The sequence below is a fragment of the Ensifer sp. WSM1721 genome (assembly GCF_000513895.2).
Classification (GTDB): domain Bacteria; phylum Pseudomonadota; class Alphaproteobacteria; order Rhizobiales; family Rhizobiaceae; genus Sinorhizobium.
The window spans coordinates 2,585,904-2,609,207 of sequence record NZ_CP165782.1 but is presented as its reverse complement, the minus strand read 5'-3'; the positions used below and the strand labels follow the sequence as shown (position 1 = coordinate 2,609,207).

24 protein-coding genes and 1 tRNA gene are annotated in these 23,304 nt (G+C 62.7%); 9 read left to right on the top strand and 16 right to left on the bottom strand.

Annotated elements, in window-relative coordinates:
• Positions 1 to 66: 66 nt before the first annotated feature.
• Positions 67 to 1,080, bottom strand: a complete 1,014-nt coding sequence (locus tag M728_RS12800; RefSeq protein WP_026620204.1) for an ABC transporter permease — start codon at positions 1,078 to 1,080, stop codon at positions 67 to 69.
• Positions 1,073 to 1,696 carry a cell division ATP-binding protein FtsE gene (ftsE, locus tag M728_RS12795; protein ID WP_234706515.1) on the bottom strand — a complete coding sequence of 208 codons (624 nt, stop codon included), beginning with the start codon at positions 1,694 to 1,696 and terminating at the stop codon, positions 1,073 to 1,075. The genes M728_RS12800 and ftsE overlap by 8 nt, the downstream gene beginning before the upstream one ends.
• Positions 1,697 to 2,141: 445 nt before the next feature.
• On the opposite strand from ftsE, the gene M728_RS12790 reads away from it, so the two are divergent.
• The 3 genes from M728_RS12790 to M728_RS12780 all read left to right on the top strand — a co-directional run bounded on the left by M728_RS12790 (position 2,142) and on the right by M728_RS12780 (position 4,059).
• Positions 2,142 to 2,798 carry a hypothetical protein gene (locus M728_RS12790; RefSeq protein WP_026620203.1) on the top strand — a complete coding sequence of 219 codons (657 nt, stop codon included), beginning with the start codon at positions 2,142 to 2,144 and terminating at the stop codon, positions 2,796 to 2,798.
• 103 nt (positions 2,799 to 2,901) lie between these two features.
• Positions 2,902 to 3,447 carry a hypoxanthine phosphoribosyltransferase gene (hpt, locus tag M728_RS12785; protein ID WP_026620202.1) on the top strand — a complete coding sequence of 182 codons (546 nt, stop codon included), beginning with the start codon at positions 2,902 to 2,904 and terminating at the stop codon, positions 3,445 to 3,447.
• A gap of 252 nt (positions 3,448 to 3,699) precedes the next feature.
• Complete coding sequence (locus M728_RS12780; RefSeq protein WP_026620201.1) at positions 3,700 to 4,059, top strand: response regulator; 360 nt, start codon at positions 3,700 to 3,702, stop codon at positions 4,057 to 4,059.
• Between the two features lie 179 nt (positions 4,060 to 4,238).
• Here M728_RS12780 and M728_RS12775 read toward each other — a convergent pair whose 3' ends face one another.
• From M728_RS12775 to argH, 4 genes are all read right to left on the bottom strand, one after another.
• The gene (locus tag M728_RS12775; protein ID WP_026620200.1) at positions 4,239 to 6,845 is read right to left on the bottom strand and encodes a TIGR02302 family protein; all 2,607 of its coding nucleotides are present in this window, start codon (positions 6,843 to 6,845) and stop codon (positions 4,239 to 4,241) included.
• A 224-nt stretch (positions 6,846 to 7,069) separates the two neighbouring features.
• Entirely contained in the window at positions 7,070 to 8,338 is a 1,269-nt protein-coding gene (lysA, locus tag M728_RS12770; RefSeq protein ID WP_026620199.1) for a diaminopimelate decarboxylase, read from the bottom strand.
• A 9-nt stretch (positions 8,339 to 8,347) separates the two neighbouring features.
• A complete protein-coding gene (locus M728_RS12765) occupies positions 8,348 to 8,548 on the bottom strand; it encodes a lipoprotein (protein ID WP_026620198.1) in 201 nt (66 codons plus the stop codon).
• Between the two features lie 150 nt (positions 8,549 to 8,698).
• Complete coding sequence (gene argH / locus M728_RS12760; protein WP_026620197.1) at positions 8,699 to 10,102, bottom strand: argininosuccinate lyase; 1,404 nt, start codon at positions 10,100 to 10,102, stop codon at positions 8,699 to 8,701.
• A gap of 25 nt (positions 10,103 to 10,127) precedes the next feature.
• Between argH and M728_RS12755 the strand changes: the two genes are divergently transcribed.
• A complete protein-coding gene (locus M728_RS12755) occupies positions 10,128 to 10,802 on the top strand; it encodes a TlpA disulfide reductase family protein (RefSeq protein WP_026620196.1) in 675 nt (224 codons plus the stop codon).
• A gap of 29 nt (positions 10,803 to 10,831) precedes the next feature.
• Here the strand turns inward: M728_RS12755 and M728_RS12750 are convergent, their stop codons facing one another.
• The 7 genes from M728_RS12750 to M728_RS12720 form a co-directional block, all read right to left on the bottom strand.
• Entirely contained in the window at positions 10,832 to 11,704 is an 873-nt protein-coding gene (locus M728_RS12750) for a 3-hydroxybutyryl-CoA dehydrogenase (protein ID WP_026620195.1), read from the bottom strand.
• 145 nt (positions 11,705 to 11,849) lie between these two features.
• Entirely contained in the window at positions 11,850 to 12,779 is a 930-nt protein-coding gene (locus M728_RS12745) for an electron transfer flavoprotein subunit alpha/FixB family protein (protein WP_370906451.1), read from the bottom strand.
• A 25-nt stretch (positions 12,780 to 12,804) separates the two neighbouring features.
• The gene (locus tag M728_RS12740) at positions 12,805 to 13,554 is read right to left on the bottom strand and encodes an electron transfer flavoprotein subunit beta/FixA family protein (RefSeq protein ID WP_370906450.1); all 750 of its coding nucleotides are present in this window, start codon (positions 13,552 to 13,554) and stop codon (positions 12,805 to 12,807) included.
• Between the two features lie 303 nt (positions 13,555 to 13,857).
• Positions 13,858 to 14,649, bottom strand: a complete 792-nt coding sequence (locus M728_RS12735) for a rhomboid family intramembrane serine protease (RefSeq protein ID WP_026622647.1) — start codon at positions 14,647 to 14,649, stop codon at positions 13,858 to 13,860.
• 27 nt (positions 14,650 to 14,676) lie between these two features.
• On the bottom strand, positions 14,677 to 15,255 hold the full coding sequence (locus M728_RS12730; protein WP_026622648.1) for a cob(I)yrinic acid a,c-diamide adenosyltransferase: 579 nt from the start codon (positions 15,253 to 15,255) through the stop codon (positions 14,677 to 14,679).
• A gap of 16 nt (positions 15,256 to 15,271) precedes the next feature.
• Entirely contained in the window at positions 15,272 to 15,475 is a 204-nt protein-coding gene (locus M728_RS12725; RefSeq protein WP_026616303.1) for a twin transmembrane helix small protein, read from the bottom strand.
• Positions 15,476 to 15,498: 23 nt separating this feature from the next.
• On the bottom strand, positions 15,499 to 16,332 hold the full coding sequence (locus tag M728_RS12720; protein ID WP_026622649.1) for an SDR family oxidoreductase: 834 nt from the start codon (positions 16,330 to 16,332) through the stop codon (positions 15,499 to 15,501).
• 169 nt (positions 16,333 to 16,501) lie between these two features.
• Between M728_RS12720 and M728_RS12715 the strand changes: the two genes are divergently transcribed.
• Entirely contained in the window at positions 16,502 to 17,377 is an 876-nt protein-coding gene (locus M728_RS12715) for a YihY/virulence factor BrkB family protein (RefSeq protein ID WP_026616301.1), read from the top strand.
• Between the two features lie 18 nt (positions 17,378 to 17,395).
• Here M728_RS12715 and gluQRS read toward each other — a convergent pair whose 3' ends face one another.
• Positions 17,396 to 18,280: a tRNA glutamyl-Q(34) synthetase GluQRS gene (gene gluQRS, locus M728_RS12710; protein WP_026622650.1), complete on the bottom strand. Its 885-nt coding sequence runs from the start codon at positions 18,278 to 18,280 to the stop codon at positions 17,396 to 17,398.
• A gap of 145 nt (positions 18,281 to 18,425) precedes the next feature.
• On the opposite strand from gluQRS, the gene M728_RS12705 reads away from it, so the two are divergent.
• Both M728_RS12705 and M728_RS12700 read left to right on the top strand, forming a co-directional pair.
• Entirely contained in the window at positions 18,426 to 19,073 is a 648-nt protein-coding gene (locus M728_RS12705; RefSeq protein ID WP_026622651.1) for a DNA-3-methyladenine glycosylase, read from the top strand.
• Positions 19,074 to 19,179: 106 nt separating this feature from the next.
• Positions 19,180 to 19,737, top strand: a complete 558-nt coding sequence (locus M728_RS12700) for an HNH endonuclease (RefSeq protein WP_026616298.1) — start codon at positions 19,180 to 19,182, stop codon at positions 19,735 to 19,737.
• A 48-nt stretch (positions 19,738 to 19,785) separates the two neighbouring features.
• Here the strand turns inward: M728_RS12700 and M728_RS12695 are convergent, their stop codons facing one another.
• Positions 19,786 to 20,295, bottom strand: a complete 510-nt coding sequence (locus M728_RS12695; RefSeq protein WP_026622652.1) for a disulfide bond formation protein B — start codon at positions 20,293 to 20,295, stop codon at positions 19,786 to 19,788.
• Between the two features lie 214 nt (positions 20,296 to 20,509).
• Here M728_RS12695 and M728_RS12690 point away from each other — a divergent pair.
• A tRNA-Leu gene (locus tag M728_RS12690) sits at positions 20,510 to 20,595 on the top strand.
• 138 nt (positions 20,596 to 20,733) lie between these two features.
• On the opposite strand, the gene M728_RS12685 is transcribed toward M728_RS12690, so the two are convergent.
• Positions 20,734 to 21,438, bottom strand: a complete 705-nt coding sequence (locus tag M728_RS12685; RefSeq protein ID WP_026622653.1) for a DUF1236 domain-containing protein — start codon at positions 21,436 to 21,438, stop codon at positions 20,734 to 20,736.
• A gap of 212 nt (positions 21,439 to 21,650) precedes the next feature.
• Between M728_RS12685 and M728_RS12680 the strand changes: the two genes are divergently transcribed.
• Positions 21,651 to 23,300, top strand: coding sequence for an AMP-binding protein (locus M728_RS12680; protein ID WP_026622654.1), 1,650 nt, complete (start codon positions 21,651 to 21,653; stop codon positions 23,298 to 23,300).
• The last annotated feature ends 4 nt before the right edge of the window (positions 23,301 to 23,304 follow it).

Genomic DNA, 23,304 nt, shown 5'->3' with positions numbered 1-23,304 from the left:
CAGGGAATAGATCGATTGCGGGCGATTCATGGCGTTAGAACCGTCCCCGCTTCGTCGTTGAGGGCCCTAGCCCTGGTAAGTGTCTGTTCGGCCGGGATCCGACCGGATGAGATCGATCTCGTAGATGGTCCGCATGACGGTCAGGCGCGCCGTCATCGTCGTCAACAGCGCGATGACGACGATGATCGCGAGTATGCCGAAATAGCCGGTGTAGCCGATCGCGAAGGTGCCGAACAGCGCCGTCGCCTGGTCCGTCTCCGGGGTCGCAAGCGTTTGCGATTGCCAGAAGCTGGCCATGGCAAAGCACAACGCCGCAAGAAGCCCGCCCGCGCCGGCGCCCTTCAAGCTGATTCGGAGGAAATGCTTTTGAAATTCGGAAGCGACGAAGCCCGCCTCCGCGCCGACGAAGTGCAGCACCTCGACGATGTGACGGTTGCCGGAGAGCGCGCCGCGGGTCGCGAAGACGACCGTGAGCACCATGGCGGAGAAGACCAGCACCAGGACGCCGGTTCCGATCATCGTGGTCGTGTCCGCCATTGCTACCAAGCGATCGACCCAGGTGCGGTGGTCGTCGAGAAAAGCCTGCGGAATGGTTTCCGTCAGCGCTTGGCGCATCGCCACGAAATCGGGAGGGTTGTTCTCGTCGATCGTTATGACGACAAGTCGCGGCACGGGCAGTTCGTTGAGGTCCAATCCACCCCCGAGCCAAGGTTCCAGGAGGCGCGCCGTCGCCTCGCGGTCGATGATGGTGCCGCCCGTCGTCCCGCTGAAGGTCAGCGCCAGGTCGCGCGCATCCGCGAGCGCCTTCTCCATATCGAGGTTGTCGTCGGGCTTAATCTGAATGGTGATCTCCCGCGAAATCTGCGATTGCCAGCTTTGTGCCGTCGCCCGCACCATGCTGACGCCACCGAGCGTCAAGCAAGCGAGGAAGGACATGATGGCGATGACGCACATCAGCGCGTTGCCGGACACGTTGGCCGACGGCACGATCGGCCCGGTCGGGCGCACGCGCATCTCGGTGCGGCGCTGCTGCTGCGGCGGCGGGGCAGGGTCGCGGCGTGGGACGCGATTCTCATTCATAGATGTCAAGCCGCCCCTGTGACAGGATCATCCGGCGCGCCTCGACCTGATCCATGAGCGACAGGTCGTGCGTGGCGATCACCACGGCTGTTCCAAGCCGGTTCAATTCCAGGAAAAGGTTGAGGAGGCGGCGCGCCATCGGCGGGTCGACATTGCCGGTAGGCTCATCGGCGAGCAAAATTTCCGGCCGATCGATGAGTGCCCGCGCGATTGCGGCGCGCTGCTTTTCTCCGCCCGACAGGACCGGCGGGAGCACGTTAATGCGCTCGCCGAGCCCGACCCACTTCAGAAGCTCGAGCACATCCGAGCGGTAGCTCGCCTCTTCCTTGCCCCGGACCCGAAGTGGCAGCGCGACGTTTTCGTAGGTCGTCAGATGGTCGAGCAGGCGGAAGTCCTGGAAGACGATGCCGACGCGGCGGCGCAGCATCGGGAATTCCTCGCGCGGGATGGAGGAAATGTTGCGATCGAACATCCGGATCAGTCCGCGCGTCGGCCGGAGCGACAGGAAAAGCAGCCTCAGCAGTGTCGTCTTGCCGGCGCCCGAAGGACCGGTGAGGAACTGGAAGGAACGCCGCGGGATGTCGAACGTAAGGTCCCGGAGGATTTCCGGTCCCATGCCATAGCGCAATCCGACATTCTCAAAGTGAATCAATGGGACAGCCCAGTCTCTCGTCACGCCCTCGACATTTGCGGCAACCCGATCGCCACATGCAGCGCCGCGCTCCTATCAGACGCGCAAGGATCGCTGCAGCATTTGAATCGCGGCACGCTCCTATCCTTAAATCGGCGCCGATTTAAGGATACACGCAGTAGGGCGGCGCGCCTGCCAATGCAAAGCCGCACGACACTATGGTTAAGCAAGGGTTAATTTTCCATGAAAAGACGCCGCTTTCGCGGCCCCTTTCCGAAACATTAACCATTTTGGTTTACGTGTCGTCAGGATTTGATGCAATGCCCTCTTTCTTGCAGGGGTGGGGCGCGGCATTGCAAGAAAGCAGAAGTGCCATGGCGAGCTTGCATGTGGGCAAAAGAACTCGCACGGCCGCGACGGGAGACCGCCCATGCAGGCTTTTCGCGCAAGAACCACGGGCATTGACCTCATTCCGCCGGAGCGGCGGCCGCGTTCAAACACCGCCGCGGTTAGACCTCTCGACTATATCGACGTCGAGTTCGAGACCATCGCCGCCACTGTCCGCCGCAGCCCTTATCCGGTCTTCAACGACAATCGGCGATCCGCCGGCAGGGCAGTCCTGCGCCGCACGACGGTGCGCGGGAACGAGGGCGTGGCCGAGCGGGTCCTCGCGGCAGTCGAGGCGAGGCTCAGCGTCATGCCGTCGCGGCGTTTTGCCGGTTTGGTCGCGGGCCTTGCGCTCTCCGCCTTCCTACTCGTCGCCGGATTCAGCGGTGAGGGGCAGGCCGACATGCATCCGCTCGCGATCGAGGGCATCAGCGCGTCGATGGATTATTCCGGCGCGATGCGGGTTCTCGCCGTCTACGGCAGGATCGACAACCGTTCAGCGACCGAGCAACGTCTGCCGCCGGTTGTCGTCGACGTGACCAGCAATGGACGCAAGGTGACATCGACGCGGCTGACGCTTGAGGCGGCGCCGATCGCGCCCGGCGAGAGCCGCCATTTCGTGACGCGGCTTCCTTATGCGGGTGGAAAAGAGCCGGACGTAGCGGTTTCCTTCGCCGAAAACAGTGTTTCCGATCACTGATTGTGCTACTGCATGATTTTATTCCTGAATCGGTTCCGATCGAAGGAATCGTGCAGTGCGAAGGGAGGGCCGGCGTTCTTCCTGGCGAAATGGAGAAACCCGCATGCCCGTCGTCCGCGGTAAGAATATCGAAGTCCTTTACAGCGCCGAAACGATCGCTGCGCGAAATCGGGAAATGGCCGAGGAGATCGTTCGCGGGCCGCACAAGGATCTCCTCGTCATCTCGATCCTGAAAGGCTCCTTCATCTTCGCAGCCGATCTGATCCGTGCCATGCATGCGGCGGGACTGGCACCGGAGGTCGAGTTTATTACCCTGTCGAGCTACGGCAAGGGCACCGAATCCATGGGGGTCGGGATTACCAAGGATATCGATAGCGACGTGCACGACCGCGACGTGCTGCTGATCGACGACATTCTCGAATCCGGCCGGACGCTCCGCTTCGCCAAGGATCTGCTCCTGGAGCGCGGCGCGCGACACGTCACGATCGCGGTGTTGCTCGACAAGCGTGAAAAGCGCCGTGTCGATCTGGAAGCGGACTATGTCGGCTTCGAATGCCCGGACCATTTCGTCGTGGGCTACGGGATGGATGTCGCCTATGCCTTCCGGGAACTGCCGTTCGTGGGCGTGGTGACGGGCGACGCGGAATAGCGCCTCTCGGCGGTTGTCCCGATCTACGCAAGTCAGCCGTAACGACCCGCCCTGTGCGGGCATCCTCTGTCGAATACAACTCCATCCGTAAAATGCTTCCGATCGTGTTTACCGAAAGCAAACGAAAAGCTGTTTGTTTGAAGAGGTACCGCGACCAGGTAGATCAATGGTCCGGCGCTTAGGTTCAATGAAGGAGCGTCCTTGGTATGCAGGGACGCCAGCGCTCCGTGAGAGCGAGCACGGGAGGCCATGATGGCGAGAATCCTGATTACCGAGGATGAGGATGCCCTGCGCTCATTTGTGGCGCGGGCGTTGCGACTCGATGGGCACGAAACCGTGGAAGCCGGCGATGGAGCCGACGGGCTCGCCTGCCTTCGCGATCAGCCGTTCGATCTGCTATTGTCCGATATTCGCATGCCGGTCATGGACGGCATCGAGCTTGTGCACCAGGCATCGGCCGCATTTCCGGCGTTGAAGATTCTGCTGATGACCGGCTATGCCGAGCAGCGCGAGCGTGCCGACGACCTCTCCGGCAAAGTTGTCGACGTGATCGCCAAACCCTTTTCGCTGCCGGACATCCGCAAGGCCGTTGCCTTGGCGCTCGCCGCCTGACGGCGCTTTCGCGCGAATTTAACGCGCGTAGCGGCGCTTTGCCCTCACTCTAACCCTCTTCCCGCACACGGGGAGAGGGAGGACTAAGCGGTGCCGCGGTTCTCCTCGCCCCGTTTGGGGGAGAAGGGCCTCACTGGGCGGAAAAGGCGCATCCTCAACTCGCACCTCCGCCAAGGTCATCACCGCATGTCGAGCAATCGTTCGAGATATTGCCGCTCCGCCTCCGGCGACAGGTTGTCGCCGAGCTTGCGGCGGATCTGTTCGAGAATCTGACGCGCCCGTTGCGTGTCGATCTCGTCCGGCACTTTCACGCTCTGTCCGAAATCGGGGCCGATATTCTGCTGGCGCCGTCCGAGCGGGTCGCGCCCGTTCTGGCCGTATTGCGGAACGCCTTGCCCCGGCCCCTGTCCCTGCTGGGCCTGCATCTGGTTCATCATCTCCTGCGCGCCTTCGCGCAGTGCCTGCAGTGCGCGGCCCTGGTTGCCGACGGCTTGTTCGCCCTGGCCCTTGCCGAGAGCATCGGCCGCGCCTTCCATTTCGCGCTGAGCCTGGCCGAAGCCTTTGCCGGGCTGAACGCCGAGCTCCTGAAGGCCTTTTTGCAGCTCGCCCAATTGCTTGCCGAGTGCCTCCTGCTGCTGCTTGAGCTGCTTCAAGGCTTCCTTCAACTGTTCGGCCGTCATGTCATCGAGCGGGCTGGGCTCGCCGTTTGGATCGCCCTGCTGTCCGGGGTCCTGAGGCATGTCCTGGCCGAAGAGCTCATTGTCCTCGCCGTCGAGCGGGTCGCCGCGCTGCATCCGGTCGCGCAGTGCCTGGTCCAGTTTGAAGGTCTCGTCCATGAGCTGCTGTTGCTGCTGCATCAGCTGGCCGAGCTTATCCATCTGCTGGCGCATGGCGCTGTTCTGCTCGCCCATCTGCTGCATGCGGCCGGCCTGGAGATTGTTCATCATCCGCTGCAGCTCGGAGAGCATTTGCCGCGCCTGGTCGCGCGCGCCGGAGCGTGCGAGATTCTCGATCTGGTCCATCATCTTTTCCAGATCCTGCTGGCGCAGCACATTGTTCATATCGGGATTCGCGGCCATCGCGGGGTTTTTCGCAGCCTGTTCCGCGAGTGCCTGCATGTATTCCTGCATGGCCTGGCGCAGTTCCTGCATCAGTTTCGCGATTTCCTCATCCGAGGCATTGCGCTCGAGAGCGTCGGAGAGCGCCTGCTGCGCATCGCGCAACCGGCGCTCGGCGAGCGACAGGTCGCCATCCTCGATGCCGAGCGCGATCTCCCACAAATGGTCGGCGGCATCGCGCAGCATGTCGTCGTTGTGGGCGAGCTGCATGCGCGAGCGGGCCGATTTCAGCAAAAGGAAATGCGTGAGGTTGGGGATCGTCTGCTCGGGATAGAGCGTCAACGCGTCATTAAGGTCGATCGCGTGGGGCAACTGGTTGGCATCGAGCGAGAAGACCTGCCGCTCCTCGGCGACGGCGGCGGCGAGCGGTTCGAAGAACCGGCGCGCCGGAAGGACCATTTCCTGCGGCACGCTTCGGCCTTCCTGACCGGCGGCATCGCGGGCGACGAGCGTGATGCGCACGCGCTTTCCGGAAAGCGGATGCTCGCTCAAATTCCGGCTCGTCGTGGCCTTGGCTTCGCGGGCGTTGCGGCGCGGAAGATCGAGGCGGTATTCGGGAGGGGCATAGAGCGGCCGTGTGTTGGCCGCCGGCTCTTCGAGCGGCTTGATCTCGGCCCAGGCCTGGGCGATGCCGTAGTCGTCCTGGGCGAGAAAACTGATCTCAAGCGAGGAATTGGCTGTAGGCCGCGGTGCACCGTCGAAGGCGATCGCCGGGACGCTGTCCGGGGTGATCTTGAAGGTCCAGCTCTGGCCGCCGACAGACAGCGTTCCGTCCTTGGTGATCCGATAGAGATGGTTGCGCACGGCATTCGGCGCTGGCTCCGCCGTTTCCGTCTTCGGTGGCGCTCCTGCCTTGGCCTCCGACATCGGGATGATCGCCGGCTCGGCGCCGCCCGACTCGGCATAGCTGACCGTCTCCTCGGCGCCGCCACCGGTTATCCGCACCGTGAGATCGCTGAACTGCGGTATCGTGATCGGCCCCTTGTCTTCTTCCGCCGCCGTGTCCGGTCGGCCAGTCAGGAAAATCGGCGCGCGCCCGGTATAAGCGGGCGGCGTTACCCAGGCGTCGATGCGGATATCGGAAGAAAGCGTCTGCTGCTCGGGCAGACGGAGCGCATCCGTCACCAGTCCCGCGCGGTTCGAGTAGGAATAGGCGAAGGCGATGAAGGCAATGAGGACGGGGATCGCCCTCAGCGCGAACCGATCGTGCCGAGCGATGTCCGGACGCGGCAGGCCGGTATCCAGTCCGCGGACCATCCGTGCCATGCGGGCCTGATGCTCGCGCCATAGGGCGGCACCGAATGCGCCTTCCGTCGCCGGCACGTCATCCTGCACGCGGATCGCCTGATGGGGCAGCCGGTTACGGTCTTCCAGCATCCGGTCGGCCTCGGCCGTTTCCGGCCAGCGGATGCGGGTGAGCGGCAAGAGCGAGAAGAACAGCCCGGCAATGAAGGCGAGAAGAACCCCGGCATGCAGCCAGAACGGCGCGACCCGGAAGAAGCCGAGCCAGCCGGCGGAGAGAAAGAGGAGAATGAGCGACGCCGGGAGCAGGATGCGCGGCAGAACCTCTTCGGCCAAAAGGACCAGGCGAGCGAAGAACCGCTTGGCCGCCAGCATCCTGGCGAAGGACTGCGGTCTTGGCGTTTCATCCTGCCGGAACTGCGTCATCCGACCAAATTCCCTTTCCATCCCGTAGACGGCTTTGGATCACAGTCGCAACCGATTCAAGGTCAGAGCGGGATGCGGGCAAAAAAACCGCTCACACTTTTCCTTTAATGCCGCTCCAGCGATCCTCGCTCAGGATAACATCCTTTGTGGCGAAGGCGAGGGCGGCGGCAAAAAACAAAACGTGATCGCCGATTCCGGTCCGCTCCTGGAGAGCGGCAACCGGATCAGTCGAGCCAATCCGGCATCGAGTCGAGACCGATTAACGCATCGTAGTCCTTGCGTGGGCGGATCACATGGAAGCGATCGTCCTTGACGAGCACTTCTGGCACCAGAAGGCGGCTGTTGTAGGTCCCCGACTGGACCGCGCCGTAGGCGCCGGCCGAGCCGATTGCGAAAAGGTCGCCCGGTTTGGGCATCGCCATCTCACGGTCGAGCGCCAGGTAGTCGCCGGTCTCGCAGACCGGACCGACGACATCCGCCTTGATGCGCGGGGCGTTCGCGGCGGAAATTCTGATCGGTCTGATCTCGTGATAGGCCTCGTAGAGCGTCGGGCGGATCAGGTCATTCATCGCACCGTCGACGATGACGAAGGTCTTGTCGCCGCCATCCTTCACATAGATCACTTCGGTGACCAGAATGCCGGCATTGCCGACGATCAGCCGCCCGGGCTCGGTGACGATCTTGCAGTCGAGGCCCTTGAGCTGGGTTTTGACGATGTCGGCATAGGCGTCGGGCAGCGGCGGCGGATTGTTGTCTTCCCGGTAGGGAATGCCGAGGCCCCCTCCGATATCGACGTGGTCGATGACGTGACCGTCGGAGCGCAAGGTGTCGACCAGTTCGCGCAGCAGCTTGAAAGCGTCGTCGAAGGGCTGCAGCTCGGTAATCTGGCTGCCGATATGCATGTCGATGCCGGTCACCTTGATGCCGGGAAGCGTCGCGGCGTGGGCGTAGACGCCGCGGGCCCGCTCCCAGGAGATGCCGAACTTGTTTTCCTTCTTGCCGGTCGAGATCTTCGCATGCGTGCGGGCGTCGACGTCCGGGTTGATGCGGAAAGAGACATGCGCCTGCTTGCCGGCGTGCACGGCCCGCTGGTTCAGGGCCTCCAGTTCCGGCTCGGATTCGACATTGAAACAGTAGATGCCCGCTTCGATGGCAAAATCCATCTCGCGCGCGGTCTTGCCAACGCCGGAGAACATGATCCGGCTCGCGGGAATGCCGGCAGCGAGCGCGCGCCGCAGTTCACCTTCTGAGACGACGTCCACGCCCGCGCCGAGGCGGCCAAGTGTCTTCAGCACCGCTTGGTTGGAATTGGCCTTCATCGCGTAGCAGACCATGGCGTCGACGTCGGCAAAGGCTTGCGCGAAGACGCGGTAATGGCGCTCGAGCGTCGCGGTGGAATAGCAGTAGAAGGGTGTGCCGACGGCACGCGCGATGTCCGTTACGGGAACGTCTTCGGCGTAAAGAATTCCATCGCGATATTGGAAATGGTTCACGGCTGTTCCTTAGAGCAGGGGGTCAAGCAGGAAGGGCCGGTCCTCGACCGTCTGCCTCGGTTCGGCTGTCCCGGTGGGCGTTTTCGTGTTGATCGGCGTGTTGGCCCCCGGCCGGTCGAGATCGCCCTTGCGTCCGCAGCCGGCGAGGACCAGTCCGGGAATAACCAGCAGGAGCGCGAACCGGGCGGCCTTCGAGAATGTCATCGTCATTTTTTCCTTCGCCGAAGCTGAAGCGATTGATCTCAAGAGCGTCGCCGGGGCGCAATGGAGCCCGCCCATTCCTGTCTCCGCTCTGGTGCGACGTCTTATCGATTTTTCAGCAGCTTGTGCACCCTGTTTCTGCGTTGCCGGCAACCCGCGCTAGTTGCGCCCCCGCCACCAGGCGATCTGCTTGCGGACCTCGGCCGGGGCCGTGCCGCCGAAGCTGGTGCGGCTCGCCACCGAAGCCTCCACGGTCAGCACGTCGAAGACCTTGTCGGTGATCGCTGGATTGATCGCTTGAAGCTCGGCAAGCGAGAGCTCGGCGAGGTCGCAGCCCTTCTGTTCGGCGAGGGCCACCGCGCGGCCGGTCACGTGATGGGCGTCGCGGAAGGGCAGCCCCGCCTCGCGCACAAGCCAGTCGGCGAGGTCGGTCGCCGTCGCGTAGCCGGAACCGGCGGCCGCCTTCATCCGGTCGGCGCGCACGGTCATGTCACGCACCATGCCGGTCATCGCTGCGATCGCCAGCTCCAGGCTTTCGGCTGCATCGAAGACCTGTTCCTTGTCTTCCTGCATGTCCTTGGAATAGGCTAGCGGCAGACCCTTCATTACCGTCAGAAGCGCGATCAGCGAACCGTTGATGCGGCCGGTCTTCGCCCGCACGAGCTCGGCGGCGTCCGGGTTCTTCTTCTGCGGCATGATCGACGAGCCGGTCGAAAAAGCATCCGACAGGCGGATGAAGCCGAATTGCGGCGTGGACCAGATGACGATCTCTTCCGCGAGCCGCGAAAGGTGCGTCGCGGCGATCGCCGCGATGGAAAGGAATTCGAGCGCGAAGTCTCGGTCGGAGACCGTGTCGATTGAGTTGCGGGTCGGCTCGCGGAAGCCGAGCGCCTTCGCGGTCATGTGGCGGTCGATGGAGAAGCCGGTACCGGCAAGCGCGGCGGCGCCGATTGGGCTTTCATCCATGTGCTCGATGGCGTGGCGGACGCGCGAGCGGTCGCGGCCGAACATTTCGACATAGGCCATGCAATGATGGCCGAAGGTCACTGGCTGCGCCGTTTGCAGGTGCGTGAAGCCCGGCATCACCGTGTCGGCATGTTCTTCCGCTCGATCGAGGAAAGCGGCGATCAGCGCGGTTAGCGCCTTTTCCGTCTTCTGCAGCTCTTCCTTCACCCAGAGGCGGAAATCGAGCGCGACCTGATCGTTGCGCGAGCGCGCCGTGTGCAGGCGGCCGGCGGCGGCGCCGATCAGCGCTGCCAGCCGCGCCTCGACGTTCATGTGGATGTCTTCGAGGCGGCGCGAGAACTCGAAGGCGCCGCTTTCGATTTCTGACAGGATCGTGTTGAGGCCGTGAACGATCTTGTCTTTATCCTCGGCGGAAATGATGCCCTGCTGCGCCAGCATGGTAGCATGCGCTATTGAGCCGCGGATATCCTGGGCATAGAGCTTCTTGTCGAAGTCGATCGAGGCATTTATCTCCTCCATGATCGCGTCCGGGCCCGAGGCGAAGCGCCCGCCCCACATCTGGTTGGAGGATTTCGTCTCGGAACTGCCGTCAGCCATGAGGATGCCCGCCTTGGAGAATGAAATGCCAGACCAGAAGAAACGTCCTCCGGCCGTGAAATTGTTCGCGCTCGCCGCCCTTCTCGGGGTGATCGCCGGTGCGGCTGCGGTATACGTGAAGGAGACCGGGTCTGGCAATGGCGGCGTCACGCCGGCGGCCGATGCGAGCTGCCCGCTCGCGGCGGAGAAGGTCGCTACGCTGACGCCGCTGATGCGCGGCCAGGTCGCGGCGATGACGCCGGCGGCCAATCCGCGCCCGATAGCCGGCCTCGATTTCGCCGGCCCGGACGGCAAGCCGCTGACGCTGGCCGCCTTTGCCGGGAAGACCGTCCTCGTCAATCTCTGGGCGACCTGGTGCGTGCCGTGCCGGGAGGAGATGCCGGCGCTCAATGCCCTGCAGATGGCGCTCGGGGGCGATCGTTTCGAGGTGGTCGCGATCAATATCGACACCGGCGGTGACGACAAGCCCAAGACCTTTCTCGATGAGGTCGGCGTGCACGAGCTCGGCTACTATCGCGATGCCTCGATGGGCGTCTTCAACACGCTGAAGAAGGAGGGCCTCGCCTTCGGCCTCCCCGCTACGTTGCTTCTCGACGAAAAGGGCTGCCTGATCGGCTCGATGAACGGCCCGGCCGCGTGGGACAGCGAAGATGCCAAAAGCCTGATCCAGGCGGCGCTGCCTCCGCATGCAGGCAGTTGAAGGGGAAAGCGCGAGACGGCTGAAACAGATCAGCGCGTCGGGACGGGGACGTCGCCGCGATAATCATAGAAGCCGCGGCCGGATTTGCGGCCGAGCCAGCCTGCCTCAACATATTTGACGAGCAGCGGGCAGGGCCGATATTTCGAATCCGCCAAGCCGTCGTGCAGCACCTGCATGATCGACAGGCAGGTGTCGAGACCGATGAAGTCAGCAAGCTGCAGCGGCCCCATCGGATGGTTGGCGCCGAGCCGCATCGCCGTATCGATGGCATCGACCGTGCCGACGCCTTCGTAAAGCGTGTAGATCGCCTCGTTGATCATCGGCAGCAGGATGCGGTTGACGATGAAGGCGGGGAAATCTTCCGCAACCGTGACGGTCTTGTCGAGGTGCGCGACGAATTCCTTGGCCGTCCGGAACGTCTCCTCGTCGGTGGCAATGCCCCGCACCAGCTCGACGAGTTTCATCACCGGAACCGGGTTCATGAAGTGGATGCCCATGAAGTGTTCGGGGCGATCGGTCGCGGAGGCGAGCCTGGTGATCGAGAGTGACGATGTGTTCGTCGCCAGAATCGCATCCGGCTTCATGATTGGACACACCTGGCCGTAGATTTTGCGCTTGACGGTTTCGTCCTCGGTGACCGCCTCGATGACGAGGTCGGCTTGCGAGAGATCGTTGATGTCTACGGAACCCTTGATCAGGGAAAGCGCCCGCTTGCGGTCCTCGTCGCTCATCTTGCCGGAGGAGACCTGACGGGCGAGATTGCCGTTGATGGTGGCGAGCCCCGCCTCGATGCGATCCGCAGCGATATCGTAGAGCTGCACCTTATAGCCGGCGGCTGCCGAAACATGCGCAATTCCGCAGCCCATCTGACCTGCGCCGATAATTCCGACCGTCTTGATCATTGAAGTGAACACCCATGTTCAACAGGTTGCGCCAGCGATGCTGGCCGCAGATGCGAAAATACCGGATCGGCAGGGCCGACCCGGTACGATTGTTAATGCCATGCCGGGGTTTTTTCCAGCCTTTTTCGTATCAGCGGCCGGTCCCTCAAAGCGCCTTCTCGAGCTCCGGCAACACGTCGAAAAGATCAGCGACGAGGCCGTAGTCGGCGACCTGAAAGATCGGCGCCTCCTCATCCTTGTTGATGGCGACGATCACCTTGGAATCTTTCATGCCGGCGAGGTGCTGGATGGCACCGGAGATGCCGCAAGCGATGTAGAGATCGGGCGCGACTACCTTGCCGGTCTGGCCGACCTGCCAGTCGTTCGGCGCGTAGCCGGCATCGACGGCGGCACGGCTGGCGCCGACGGCGGCACCGAGCTTGTCGGCGACCGGCAGGATGACTTCCTTGAACTTCTCGGAGGAGCCGAGCGCGCGGCCGCCCGAGATGATGATCTTCGCGGAGGTCAGCTCCGGCCGGTCTGAGGAGGAGAGGGCGTCGGAAACGTGGCTCGAAAGCCCCGGATCGGCGGCGGCCGCAACCGTCTCGATCGCTGCCGAACCGCCTTCAGGAGCCGCGGCAAAAGAGGCGGTGCGCACGGTGATCACGCGCTTCGGCTCCGTCGTCTGCACCGTCTGAATGGCGTTGCCGGCATAGATCGGCCGCTTGAAGGTGTCGGAAGAAACGACCTCGATGATCTCGGAGACCTGCGCCACGTCGATGAGCGCGGCAACCCGCGGCATGACGTTCTTGCCGACCGAGGTGGCGGCGGCAACAAGCGTATCATAGTTGCCGGCGAGCGAGACGATGAGGGCCGCCAGCGGCTCGGCGAGATTGTGGGCGAGTGAGGCATCCTCGGCGACGAGCACCTTGGCGACGCCCGAGAGCTTCGCCGCCTGCTGGGCGACGGCCTCGACGCCGGAACCCGCAACGAGCACATGCACGTCGCCGCCGATCTTGGTCGCCGCCGTCAGCGCCTTCGCCGTCTGGTCGGAAAGGTGGGTGTTGTCGTGGTCAGCCAGAAGCAGAATGGCCATGATGGAATCTCCCTTTCCTTGAACCTTAGAGGACGCCGGCTTCGGTCTTGAGCTTCTCGACGAGCTCGGCGACCGACTTCACCTTGATGCCGGCCTTGCGGCCCGACGGCTCTTCCGTCTTCAGAACTTTGAGCCGCGGGCTCGTGTCGACGCCGAAATCGGCCGGCGTCTTCTTGTCGAGCGGCTTCTTCTTCGCCTTCATGATGTTCGGCAGCGAGGCGTAGCGCGGCTCGTTCAGGCGCAAGTCGGTGGTGACCACGGCCGGCAGCTTCAGTTCCACCGTCTGCAGCCCGCCGTCGACCTCGCGGGTGACATTGACCTTGCCGTCACCGATCTCGACCTTGGAGGCGAAGGTGCCCTGCGGCCAGCCCAACAGCGCCGAGAGCATCTGACCGGTCTGGTTGGAATCGTCGTCGATCGCCTGCTTGCCGACAATGATCAGCCCCGGCTGTTCGGCCTCGGCCACACCCTTGACGATCTTGGCGACGGCGAGCGGCTCGACCTGGTCCTCGGTCTCGACGAGGATCGCCCGATCGGCGCCCATCGCGAGCGCGGTGCGGAGCGTCTCTTCCGCCTTGGCCGGTCCGATCGAGACGACGACGACTTCGCTCGCCTTGCCGGCCTCTTTCAGCCTCAGCGCCTCTTCGACCGAGATCTCGTCGAACGGGTTCATCGACATCTTCACGTTGGCAAGCTCGACGCCCGTGCCGTCCGCCTTCACGCGGATCTTCACGTTGAAGTCGACGACCCGCTTCACCGTCACAAGTATTTTCATGGATTCATTCCCTCCAAGAGCGTTCGCAGGAAAATGCGCCTTAACAGGGCGGCCTGATTGTCGGTTGGCGACATCGATACGCGTTTTTGCTCCATACACAAGCCGTTCTTGAGGTTAAATCGAGATGACCTGAGGCCAAATCGCGATGACCGCGCGCTATGATATTTACGTTTACGTACAGGTAATAAAAAGCTCTGACAAGACGGGAGCGTTCCGGATGATCGGTGCGGCCGTCGCCGCACGGGCAATCCATTGAAATTCAAGCCTTATCGCTTCGGAAGCGGGGCAGTCGCGACCGGCGTTTCAGCTCGGGCGACCCCAATGTGGGGAGGGTTTCGCAGCGCCGGGGGTGGGCGGAGCCGTCTCCTCCGGCGTCCTCGTCCGATGTTCCACGGCACGTGGAGTGACGATCGTGCGATCGAAAAGCGGCACTTCGCGACGTCGCAAAACGACAACGAGCAGAAGTCCGGCGAGGATGCCGCCGACATGTGCGCTCCAGGAAACACTGCCGCCGGAATCGACTACGAACATGAAGAATTGCTGGCCGATCCAGAAGGCGAGCGGGATGGCCGCGGGCAGCGGCAGGGGGATGCGGAAGAGTACGAGCACCCAGACCCTGACCTTCGGATGCAGCAGGAAATAGGCGGCGACGACACCGGAGATCGCGCCGGAGGCGCCGATCAGCGGCGCTTCCGAGGCAGGATCGAGCAGCCCATGCGCCAGCGCGCCGGCCGCCGCGCAGAGGAGGTAGAAGACCAGAAAGCGGAAGTGCCCGAGCGCATCCTCGACATTGTCGCCGAAGACCCAGAGGAACAGCATGTTCATCGCCAGGTGCGTGAAGTCGCCATGCAGAAAGGAATAGGTGACGAAGGTGAACTCGTCGGGAACGACTACCAGAGAGGGATCGAGTTCGGCGTAATCGAAGACAAGCGCTGGAATGTAGCCGAGCCCGAGCACGGTGGCGTTGGCGAATTCCTCCGTCGCGACAGGTCCGGTGACGAGCCATACGGCGATGTTGATGACGATCAGCGTGATCGTCACATATTGCATGTCTATGTGCTTCAGATCGTTTCTGTCGTGCAGCGGTATGAACATGCGATCCCCAAGGTCGACGCCTGAAACTTATCTGTTCTTGCCGGGAACCCAGAGGACGTCGGCACGGCCCTTTTCGTTTGCCCAGCGGGCCGCGACGAAGAAGAAGTCGGAAAGCCGGTTGATATAGGCGAGCGCCTCGCGGCTGACGATTTCGCTCTCGGTCTCGTTAAGCGCGACCATCTGCCGTTCGGCGCGCCGGGCGACGGTGCGGGCGACGTGGAGGGCCGCGGAAGCGGTGCTGCCGGCCGGCAGGACGAAGGAGTGCAAAGGTTCGAGGTCGGCATTCAGCCGGTCGATCTCGCCCTCCAGGCGCTCGACCTGGGCGGAAACAATCCGCAGCGGCTCGTAGTCCGGCTTCTCGCCCGTGTCCGGCGTCGCAAGGTCGGCACCAAGATCGAAGAGATCGTTCTGAACGCGCATGAGCATCGCGTCGAGCTCGGGAATATCACACGTGTGCTGGCGTGCGAGGCCCACAAAAGCGTTCGCCTCGTCTACGGCGCCGTAGGCTTCGACCCTGAGATCGTTCTTCAGGCGGCGCGGACCGGAGACGAGGCCGGTCGTGCCGTTGTCGCCGGTCCGGGTATAAATCTTGTTCAATCTGACCATCGTGCTGTCGCTATCCTCAGGTCGGCCGGCCGCCACCGGTGACCCACAGCGTCAGCATGATCAGCACGAGAGCGATCGCCTGGAACAATATGCGCGCCTGCATCAGCTTGTTGGAAGTATTGCCGCTGCCGCGCCGCGCCATGTTCAACAGGCCGCGGACAAGCACGATCGCGACCAGGCCCATGGCAATCAGGGTCAGGCCGGTTAAGAAACTGGGCATGGCGTAATTCCCTTGTGGTTCGGTCAGCCGAGCCGACCGATGATGCGATAGAACAATGCCGCCGGCAGGAGCTTCTTCAAAAGCGCGCCCTGCTTGGCCGGCGTTGTCACTATATAATGCGGCCTTGGCCTACGTGCCGTCAAAGCGTGTTTCAAAACGGCGTAAACGGCATCCGGGCCGAGCTTGCCGGAGGCCGGCCTGTTCTCGCCGCGCAGGCGTTTCATCTGGCGCTCGTATTCCACCCGATGGACGGAATTCTTGAGATCGATGAACCGCTCGACATAGGCGACAGCATTGGTCGTGAATTTCGATGCGATGGGGCCAGGCTCGATCAGGCTCACCTCGATGCCGCTGCCGGCGAGTTCCATTCGCAACGTGAGCGAGAGCGCCTCGAGCGCGAATTTCGAGGCGTTGTAGGCGCCGCGCCAGCGATAGGGCACGATGCCGAGAATGGACGAGCATTGGACGATGCGGCCGTGTCCCCGGGCGCGCATCGCCGGTATGACGCGCCGCGTCAGGTCGTGCCAGCCGATGACGTTGGTTTCAAGCTGCAGCCGCAAGGCTTCGGTCGGCAGATCCTCGACCGCACCGGCCTGACCATAGGCGCCGTTGTTGAAAAGCGCATCGATCCGCCCGCCGGTCAACGCCATCACGGCCTCGACGAGCGCGGCGATCGTCTCCGGACGGGTATAGTCCATGATGAAGGTCTCGATGCCTTCGGCCGCCAAGACCGCCTGATCTTCGGGCCGGCGCACGGTTGCGAACACGCGCCAGCCGTCGTTCTTCAGCGCGCGGGCGCAATGGGCTCCGATGCCGGACGAGCAGCCGGTGACGATGATGGTTGGACGATCGGACATCCGCGCGATTCCTGTAGAAATTCAAGCCCCGTTTCCCATATTCATCGTTGGGTTACAATGGAATTGCATGTGCGGCGGCCGGGACCGGAATCGAGGTTACGAGCCGCCGCAGGCGCCACGCCGGCTGGTCCTGGCGAAAAGCGGGACAGGTGGAGGAATCGGAGACGGAATGCCGGCATTCGTTCGCATCATCTGGAAGGTCGTGTTCGATGCGCTCTGGCATTTCAGCGAGGACGATGGCTGGGCGATGGCGAGCCATGTGGCACTATCGTCACTGATGGCCGTTTTCCCATTCCTGATCTTCGGCACCGCGCTTGCAAGCTTTCTCGGTGCTGACCGCTTCGCCGAGACGGCGGTCCACCTGATCTTCGATACCTGGCCGGAATCGATCGCGAAGCCGGTGGCGGACGAGGTCGTCCGCGTATTGACCATTCCGCGGGGAAGTTTGCTGACGATTTCCGTGCTCGCGGCTGCCTATTTCGCTTCGAACGGCGTCGAAGCGCTGAGGATCGCGCTCAATCGAGCCTACAGGGTCGCCGAAAGCCGCTCCTGGTATGTGACCCGGCTAGCTAGCCTCGGCTTCGTGCTGGCTGCAGTGCTCATTCTCGCCGCCCTCAGCATTCTCCTGGTCGCCGTACCGCTTGCCGTGCGCAATGCGGACGAGTGGCTTCCCTGGCTCGATGCGCTGCTGGCAGCGGTTGAGAGCTGGGGGCTGACGTTGACGCTGGTGATGCTGACGGCAGGATTGCTCGTCTCGCATCTGTGGTTGCCGGCCGGCCACCGCAAAGTGATGGACGTCCTGCCCGGCATCATGATCACGCTCGTGCTGTGGTCCGTTGGCGCTTACGCCTTCGCCACCTATATTGCGAACTTCTCCAACTATGTCGCAACCTATGCCGGGCTCGCTTCGATCATGATCGTGCTGGTTTTCCTCTATATGCTCGGCGCAATTTTCATCATAGGTGCCGAGATCAATGCGGCGATCCTGAAATACAGGGTGAAGCGCATGGTGATGCGCAGCTTCCAGCCGACGCGGGACGATTGAGCTGCACACGTCGTGCCATCAAAGGATCATCGCCCGGACATCCGCCGGCGTGTATCCCGCGGCGCGGAAGGTGGCGATCCCTGTGTCTTCGCTGCTCTTCGACAACTTCCGGCCGTCCGGACCGAGAATCAGACGGTGATGGTGATAGATCGGCTCCGGCAGGGAGAGAAGCCTCTGCAGCAACCGGTGAACGGATGTCGCATGGTAGAGGTCACGGCCCCGTATGACATGGGTAACGCCTTGCTCGGCATCGTCGACGACGACGGATAGATGGTAGCTCGAGGGTGCGTCCGAACGCGACAGGATGACATCGCCCCAGGCGGCTGGATCGGCGGCGACGACGCTCGTTTCGTGCGCTGGACCCCGCCCCGTTTCCCGCCAAGTGAGCGAACCGTCGGCATGCTTTACCGCCTTTTCCATGTCGAGGCGCCAGGCATAGGCTCGTCCGCTTGCAATGAGCGCCGCTTGCTCGTCGGGCGACAGATCGCGCTCGCGACCGGGATAGAGCGGCGTTCCGTCCGGATCGCGGGGCCAGGGCTCGCCTTCCGCCTCCGCTGCGGCCACCGCCGCCCTGATCTCGCCGCGGGTCATTACGGAAGGATAGACGAGACCCATCACCTTGAAGCGCTCGAGCGCCGCCGCATAGACGTCAAGGTGCTCTGATTGGCGCCGCACAGGCTCTTCCCAGTGGAGTCCGAGCCAGGCGAGATCCTCGAAGATCGCTCTCTCGAACTCGGGCCGGCAGCGCGTCCGGTCGATGTCCTCGATCCTCAGCAGAAAGCGGCCGCCTGCCGCCGTCGCCATTTCGTAATTGATGATCGCGGAGAGGGCATGGCCGAGATGCAACAGACCGTTGGGACTCGGCGCGAAGCGGAAAACGGGTTGTGCTGGCGGTGACGGCATCGTTTTCCTTTGGCATGGAAGCGATATAACGTCATCCGCTTTCTACGGCGCCATGCGTCTTTGCAGATGCACAAAGGATGCTGTAGCACTTTGGGTTGCTGCATGTTTTTGTCGGCTGCGATTTAACGAATCCAGTGGAGGGCGCATGCGGATCATCCGGACACACGAGGATATCGAGGCCGGCCTCGCCGGTCTGATAATGCTCGACGCACGCCTCGAGCACGTCATCGACAAGGCGGGCCCAGTGCCGCTCAGACGCACCGACCCGGGCTATCGCGGCCTTGCAAATATCATCGTCTCGCAGATGGTCTCAAAAGCGAGTGCGGCGGCAATCTGGGAACGGATGGAAACGTCGCTCGGTAAAATCACCGTAGACGCGGTGCTTTCGCTCGGCGACGACGATTGCCGACGCTTCGGTCTTTCGCGTGCCAAGGCGGATACGCTGAGGCGGGTTGCCGCGGCGGCGGCCGCCGGCGAGATCGATCTCGATGCCATCTGCAACGTCGAGGCGACGGCGGCGATCCACGAGCTGACGGCGATCAAAGGCATCGGCCGCTGGACCGCGGAGGTCTATCTGCTCTTCTGCGCCGGCAATCCGGACGTGTTTCCCGCAGGCGACGTCGCCCTGCAGAACGCAGTCGGCCATGCGCTCGGTCTCGAGATCCGCCCGACGGCAAGCGAAATCGATTCGCTCGCGGCCTCCTGGTCCCCCTGGCGCAGCGTCGCCGCGCGGCTCTTCTGGGCCTATTACGCACAGGAAATGCGACGCGACGCGCTGCCTGTGACGCCTTGAAGAAAAAAGCGAAACCTTTGTTCCGTTTTTCTTTGTGGCTTCACAATCCTGTCGCAACGCGCCTAATATAGAAGATGCAGATGCCGAATCGCTCAGGAGAGTACGCTTGACGATTGCAGTCTCACCTCAGGCCCTGCCGGCGCTTGTATTGAACGCCGACTATCGGCCGCTGAGTTATTATCCCTTGTCGCTTTGGTCCTGGCAGGACGCGATCAAGGCGGTCTTTCTCGACCGTGTGACAATCCTTGCCGAATACGAACATTCCGTCTCGTCGCCAAGCTTCTCCATGCGGCTGCCGAGCGTTGTTTGCCTGAAGAGCTACGTTCAACCGTCGCGCCACCCGGCCTTCACCCGGTTCAACGTGTTCCTGCGCGACAAATTCGAGTGCCAGTATTGCGGATCGCCGGATGATCTGACCTTCGATCACGTCATCCCGCGTGCCCATGGCGGTCAGACCACCTGGCAAAATGTCGTCGCCGCCTGCTCGCCGTGCAACCTGCGCAAGGGCAGCAAGCTGCCGAAGCAGGCGGGCATGTTCCCGCACCAGAAGCCTTACCAGCCGACGGTACAGGATCTCCACAACAACGGCCGGCTTTTCCCGCCGAACCATCTGCATGAAAGCTGGATGGACTATCTCTACTGGGACGTCGAGCTGCAGCCGTAAGGCTACGCACCCGTTTGAACTTGCGGCGACGCCGTCGCTTTCATCGGATTACGCCTTGGCGGCTCCGCGCAGGGCGATTGCCGCGAGAATGAGGCTCGCGATCACGTTCCAGCCGGCAAAGGACAGACCGAAGATGCGCAGCGCCGCATCGGTGCAAGAAGGGGCGTGCTTGGCGTCGAGGTCGCCGAGCAGATCACCGACATCGGACGAAATGCCCTGTGCCGTCGTCGCGCAGGTCGAAGGCCCTTCCCAGAAATGCCACTCGGCGCCGGCGTGATAGACGCCGATGCCCGCGCCGACGAGCATCAGGATTGCGACAAGAAGAAGCAGCGTCCGCGTGATCCAGGCCGGCAGCTTCAGGGCGCTTGAAAGAATAGCCATGATGCCGAGCGGAATGCCGTAGTAATAGGGATCGCGCTGCATGAGGCAGAGCGCGCAGGGGATGTAGCCGCCGATGTGCTCGAAACCAAGCGCGCCGCCGACGGTCACCGCCATGCCGAGCGTGACGAGCCCGGCAAAAACCAGTTGCTGGCGTTGTGCAACGGAAGCGTCGATCATCAAATCCCTCATAGCAGGCTGCGCAAACGGCGCCGGCACCACATGTTCAAACGATGCCGCCTTATTATGTAGGATCGACCTCGCTGTAAATCGCCCCCTGCTTTTCCTTGTCAGCACGCTTTTGTGATTGCCGTTGCGAAAATCGCAACTTCGCGGTTGACCGCCGCGAAAACGATCGTGTAAACCCCAAGCCGCTGATATCACGTAGCCTTAAGCCCCATTGGCGGAATTGGTAGACGCGCTCGACTCAAAATCGAGTTCCCAAAAGGAGTGCTGGTTCGACTCCGGCATGGGGCACCAACTGCAACAGCCGTCGATTCGATCTTTTCGGCTGCTTTTTTCCCCTCGCAATGGCCGAATCGTTGATGGGCATTGCCGCTACTCTCATAGAAGAGGGGGGCCCGCCGTTAATCGGGCGGACCCTGCCGCTCGGTATTCTTATGCCAGGATCACGACGATCTTATAGGTCGACGGTTCAATGATGACGATCCGGCCATCCGCCAGCACGAAGAACAGATAGCCCTCGTATCTCGGCACTATCTTTACGATGCGCGGCGGCAGTGGCCTCAGCTTGACCCTGACGGGCTCGGGTACCACCACGCCGACCGAGACGTCGACGTCAATCTCTACGGGCTCCACCTTCTCTTCGCGGATGATCTGGGTGATCTCCGTCTTCTGCTCTGTCGTCACTTCCACACTGGTGGAGGATCCTGAAGTCTGCTCCTGTGACTGCTGCGAGTCGGTTTGGGCAGGCTGATCCTGCTGTTGCTCAGTGTCCTGCTGCTGAGTGCCTTGCTGCTGAGTGTCAGGCTGGGCGTCAGGCTGTTGGGCGGCATCGGGCTGTTGTTGCTGCGTCTCCGTGCCGGTTTGTCCTTCCGGCTGGCCTTGCTGCTGGTCGCCCGTGGTTTGGTCTTGTTGCTGGCCTCCTGTTGTCTGGTCTTGTTGTTGGCCCTCCGTCGGCTGTTCTTGTTGCTGCGCTCCGCCTTGGGCGTCGGGCTGGCCCTCTTGCGGTTGCGGGCATTCTTGACCGGCGGGACATTCGGTGGATTGTCCCTGGGCCGGTTGCTCCGTCTGTGCAAGCACCGGCCCGCAAGCCATTCCGAGGCCTAGAGCAATAGCGCTTTTTATGACGATACTTGTCATTAGATGTTCTCCAATAATGCATCGTCCCTTCAAGCGGCGAACCGAGCAGCTCAAGCTTTGTTCCAGAGTTCTTCAAAGCCGGTGCCGGAATAAGGAAATCTGCTGGTCTGGTGCATGACAAGGTCCTCATGGCTGCGACCGGGCTCGCCACCCATTGAATTTCAAGGGGCAGCGATGTTAGCTGCGTTGCAACATTTCTGTTGTGACGAGTCATGCTACCGAAGATCGACGATTACGACGAACTCTATCGCGAATTCCGCTGGCGGATACCGGAGAAGTTCAATATCGGCGTCGCCGTCAGCGACGCCTGGGCGGCGCGCGATCCAGAGCGGATCTGTCTGCAGCATTTCAGCCCAGAAGGCGCGCATCTGTCGCTCACCTACGGTGCCTTCGCGACGCGCTCGTCCGCATTCGCAGGAGGGCTCGCGGCGCAGGGGGTCCGGCCCGGCGATCGCGTCGCCATTCTCCTGCCGCAGGGCTTCGAGGCGGCAATCGCCCATGCGGCGATCTATAAGCTCGGCGCCGTCGCCCTGCCGCTTGCGCTTCTCTTCGGCGTCGAGGCGCTCGCCTACCGGTTGCAGGATGCGGAGGTGAGTGCGATCGTGACCAATCGTTTCGGCTACGAGCGGATTGCGGCGATCCGGGGCGAACTGACAGCACTTCGGCTGGTCGTGCTTGCGGAAGCGGATGAAGAGCCCGGCACCCTGCGTTTTCGTGAACTAGTGTCACGGGAGGGCCGCTTCGATGCTGCTGACACGACGCCGGATGATCCGGCACTGATGATCTATACTTCCGGAACGACGGGACCGCCGAAGGGGGCCTTGCATGGTCATCGCGTTCTGCTCGGCCACCTGCCGGGATTTCAGTTCCATCATCATTTCCTGCCGCAGCCGGGCGACCGGATGTGGACCCCGGCCGACTGGGCCTGGGCCGGCGGCCTCCTGAACGCGCTCTTGCCAGCGCTCTTCTTCGGCGTGCCTGTGGTTTCCTCGCCGGCGCAGAAATTCGACGCCCATATGGCTTTCCGGATCATGGAAGAGATGGACGTACGCAATGCCTTCATTCCGCCGACCGCGCTCAGGCTCTTGAAATCCGTCGAGCGCCCGCGCGACCGGTACAGGCTCAACTTGCGGACGATCGGGTCGGCGGGAGAGGCGCTCGGGCGCGAGACCTTCGAATGGGGCAAAGCGGCGCTCGGCATGGAGGTGAGCGAGTTCTATGGCCAGACGGAATGCAACATCGTCATCTCCTCGGCGGCCGATCTCGGCGTGTTGAAACCCGGCTCGATGGGTAAGGCCGCGCCCGGGCATCAGGTCGCGATCATCGACGGTGATGGACGCGTGCTGCCGCCCGGGACGGTGGGGCAGGTTGCGATCAAGCGCCCGGATCCGGTGATGTTTCTCGGCTATTGGCGCAATGAGAAGGCGACCGAGGCGAAGTTCATCGGCGATTGGATGACGACCGGCGACCAGGGCGTCATGGACGACGAGGGCTACTTCACCTTCTTCGGCCGTGACGACGACGTCATCACCTCGTCCGGCTATCGCATCGGCCCCGGCGAGATCGAGGATTGCCTCGCGGGGCACCCGGACGTGCAGCTTGCGGCGGCTGTCGGCAAGCCGGACGCGGTCCGCACCGAGATCGTCAAAGCCTATGTGGTCCTGAAGCCGGGCGCCGCCGCCAACGAAGAGGTTGCAGCGGATATTCGCGACTGGGTGAAGACCAGGCTTTCCATGCACGAATATCCGCGCGAGATCGAGTTCGTCGATAGCCTGCCGCTCACGACCTCGGGCAAGGTCATCCGCCGGTTGTTGCGCGAGAGGGCGGCCGCGGAGGCGCGGGCGCAATCCGGCTGGGAATAATTGC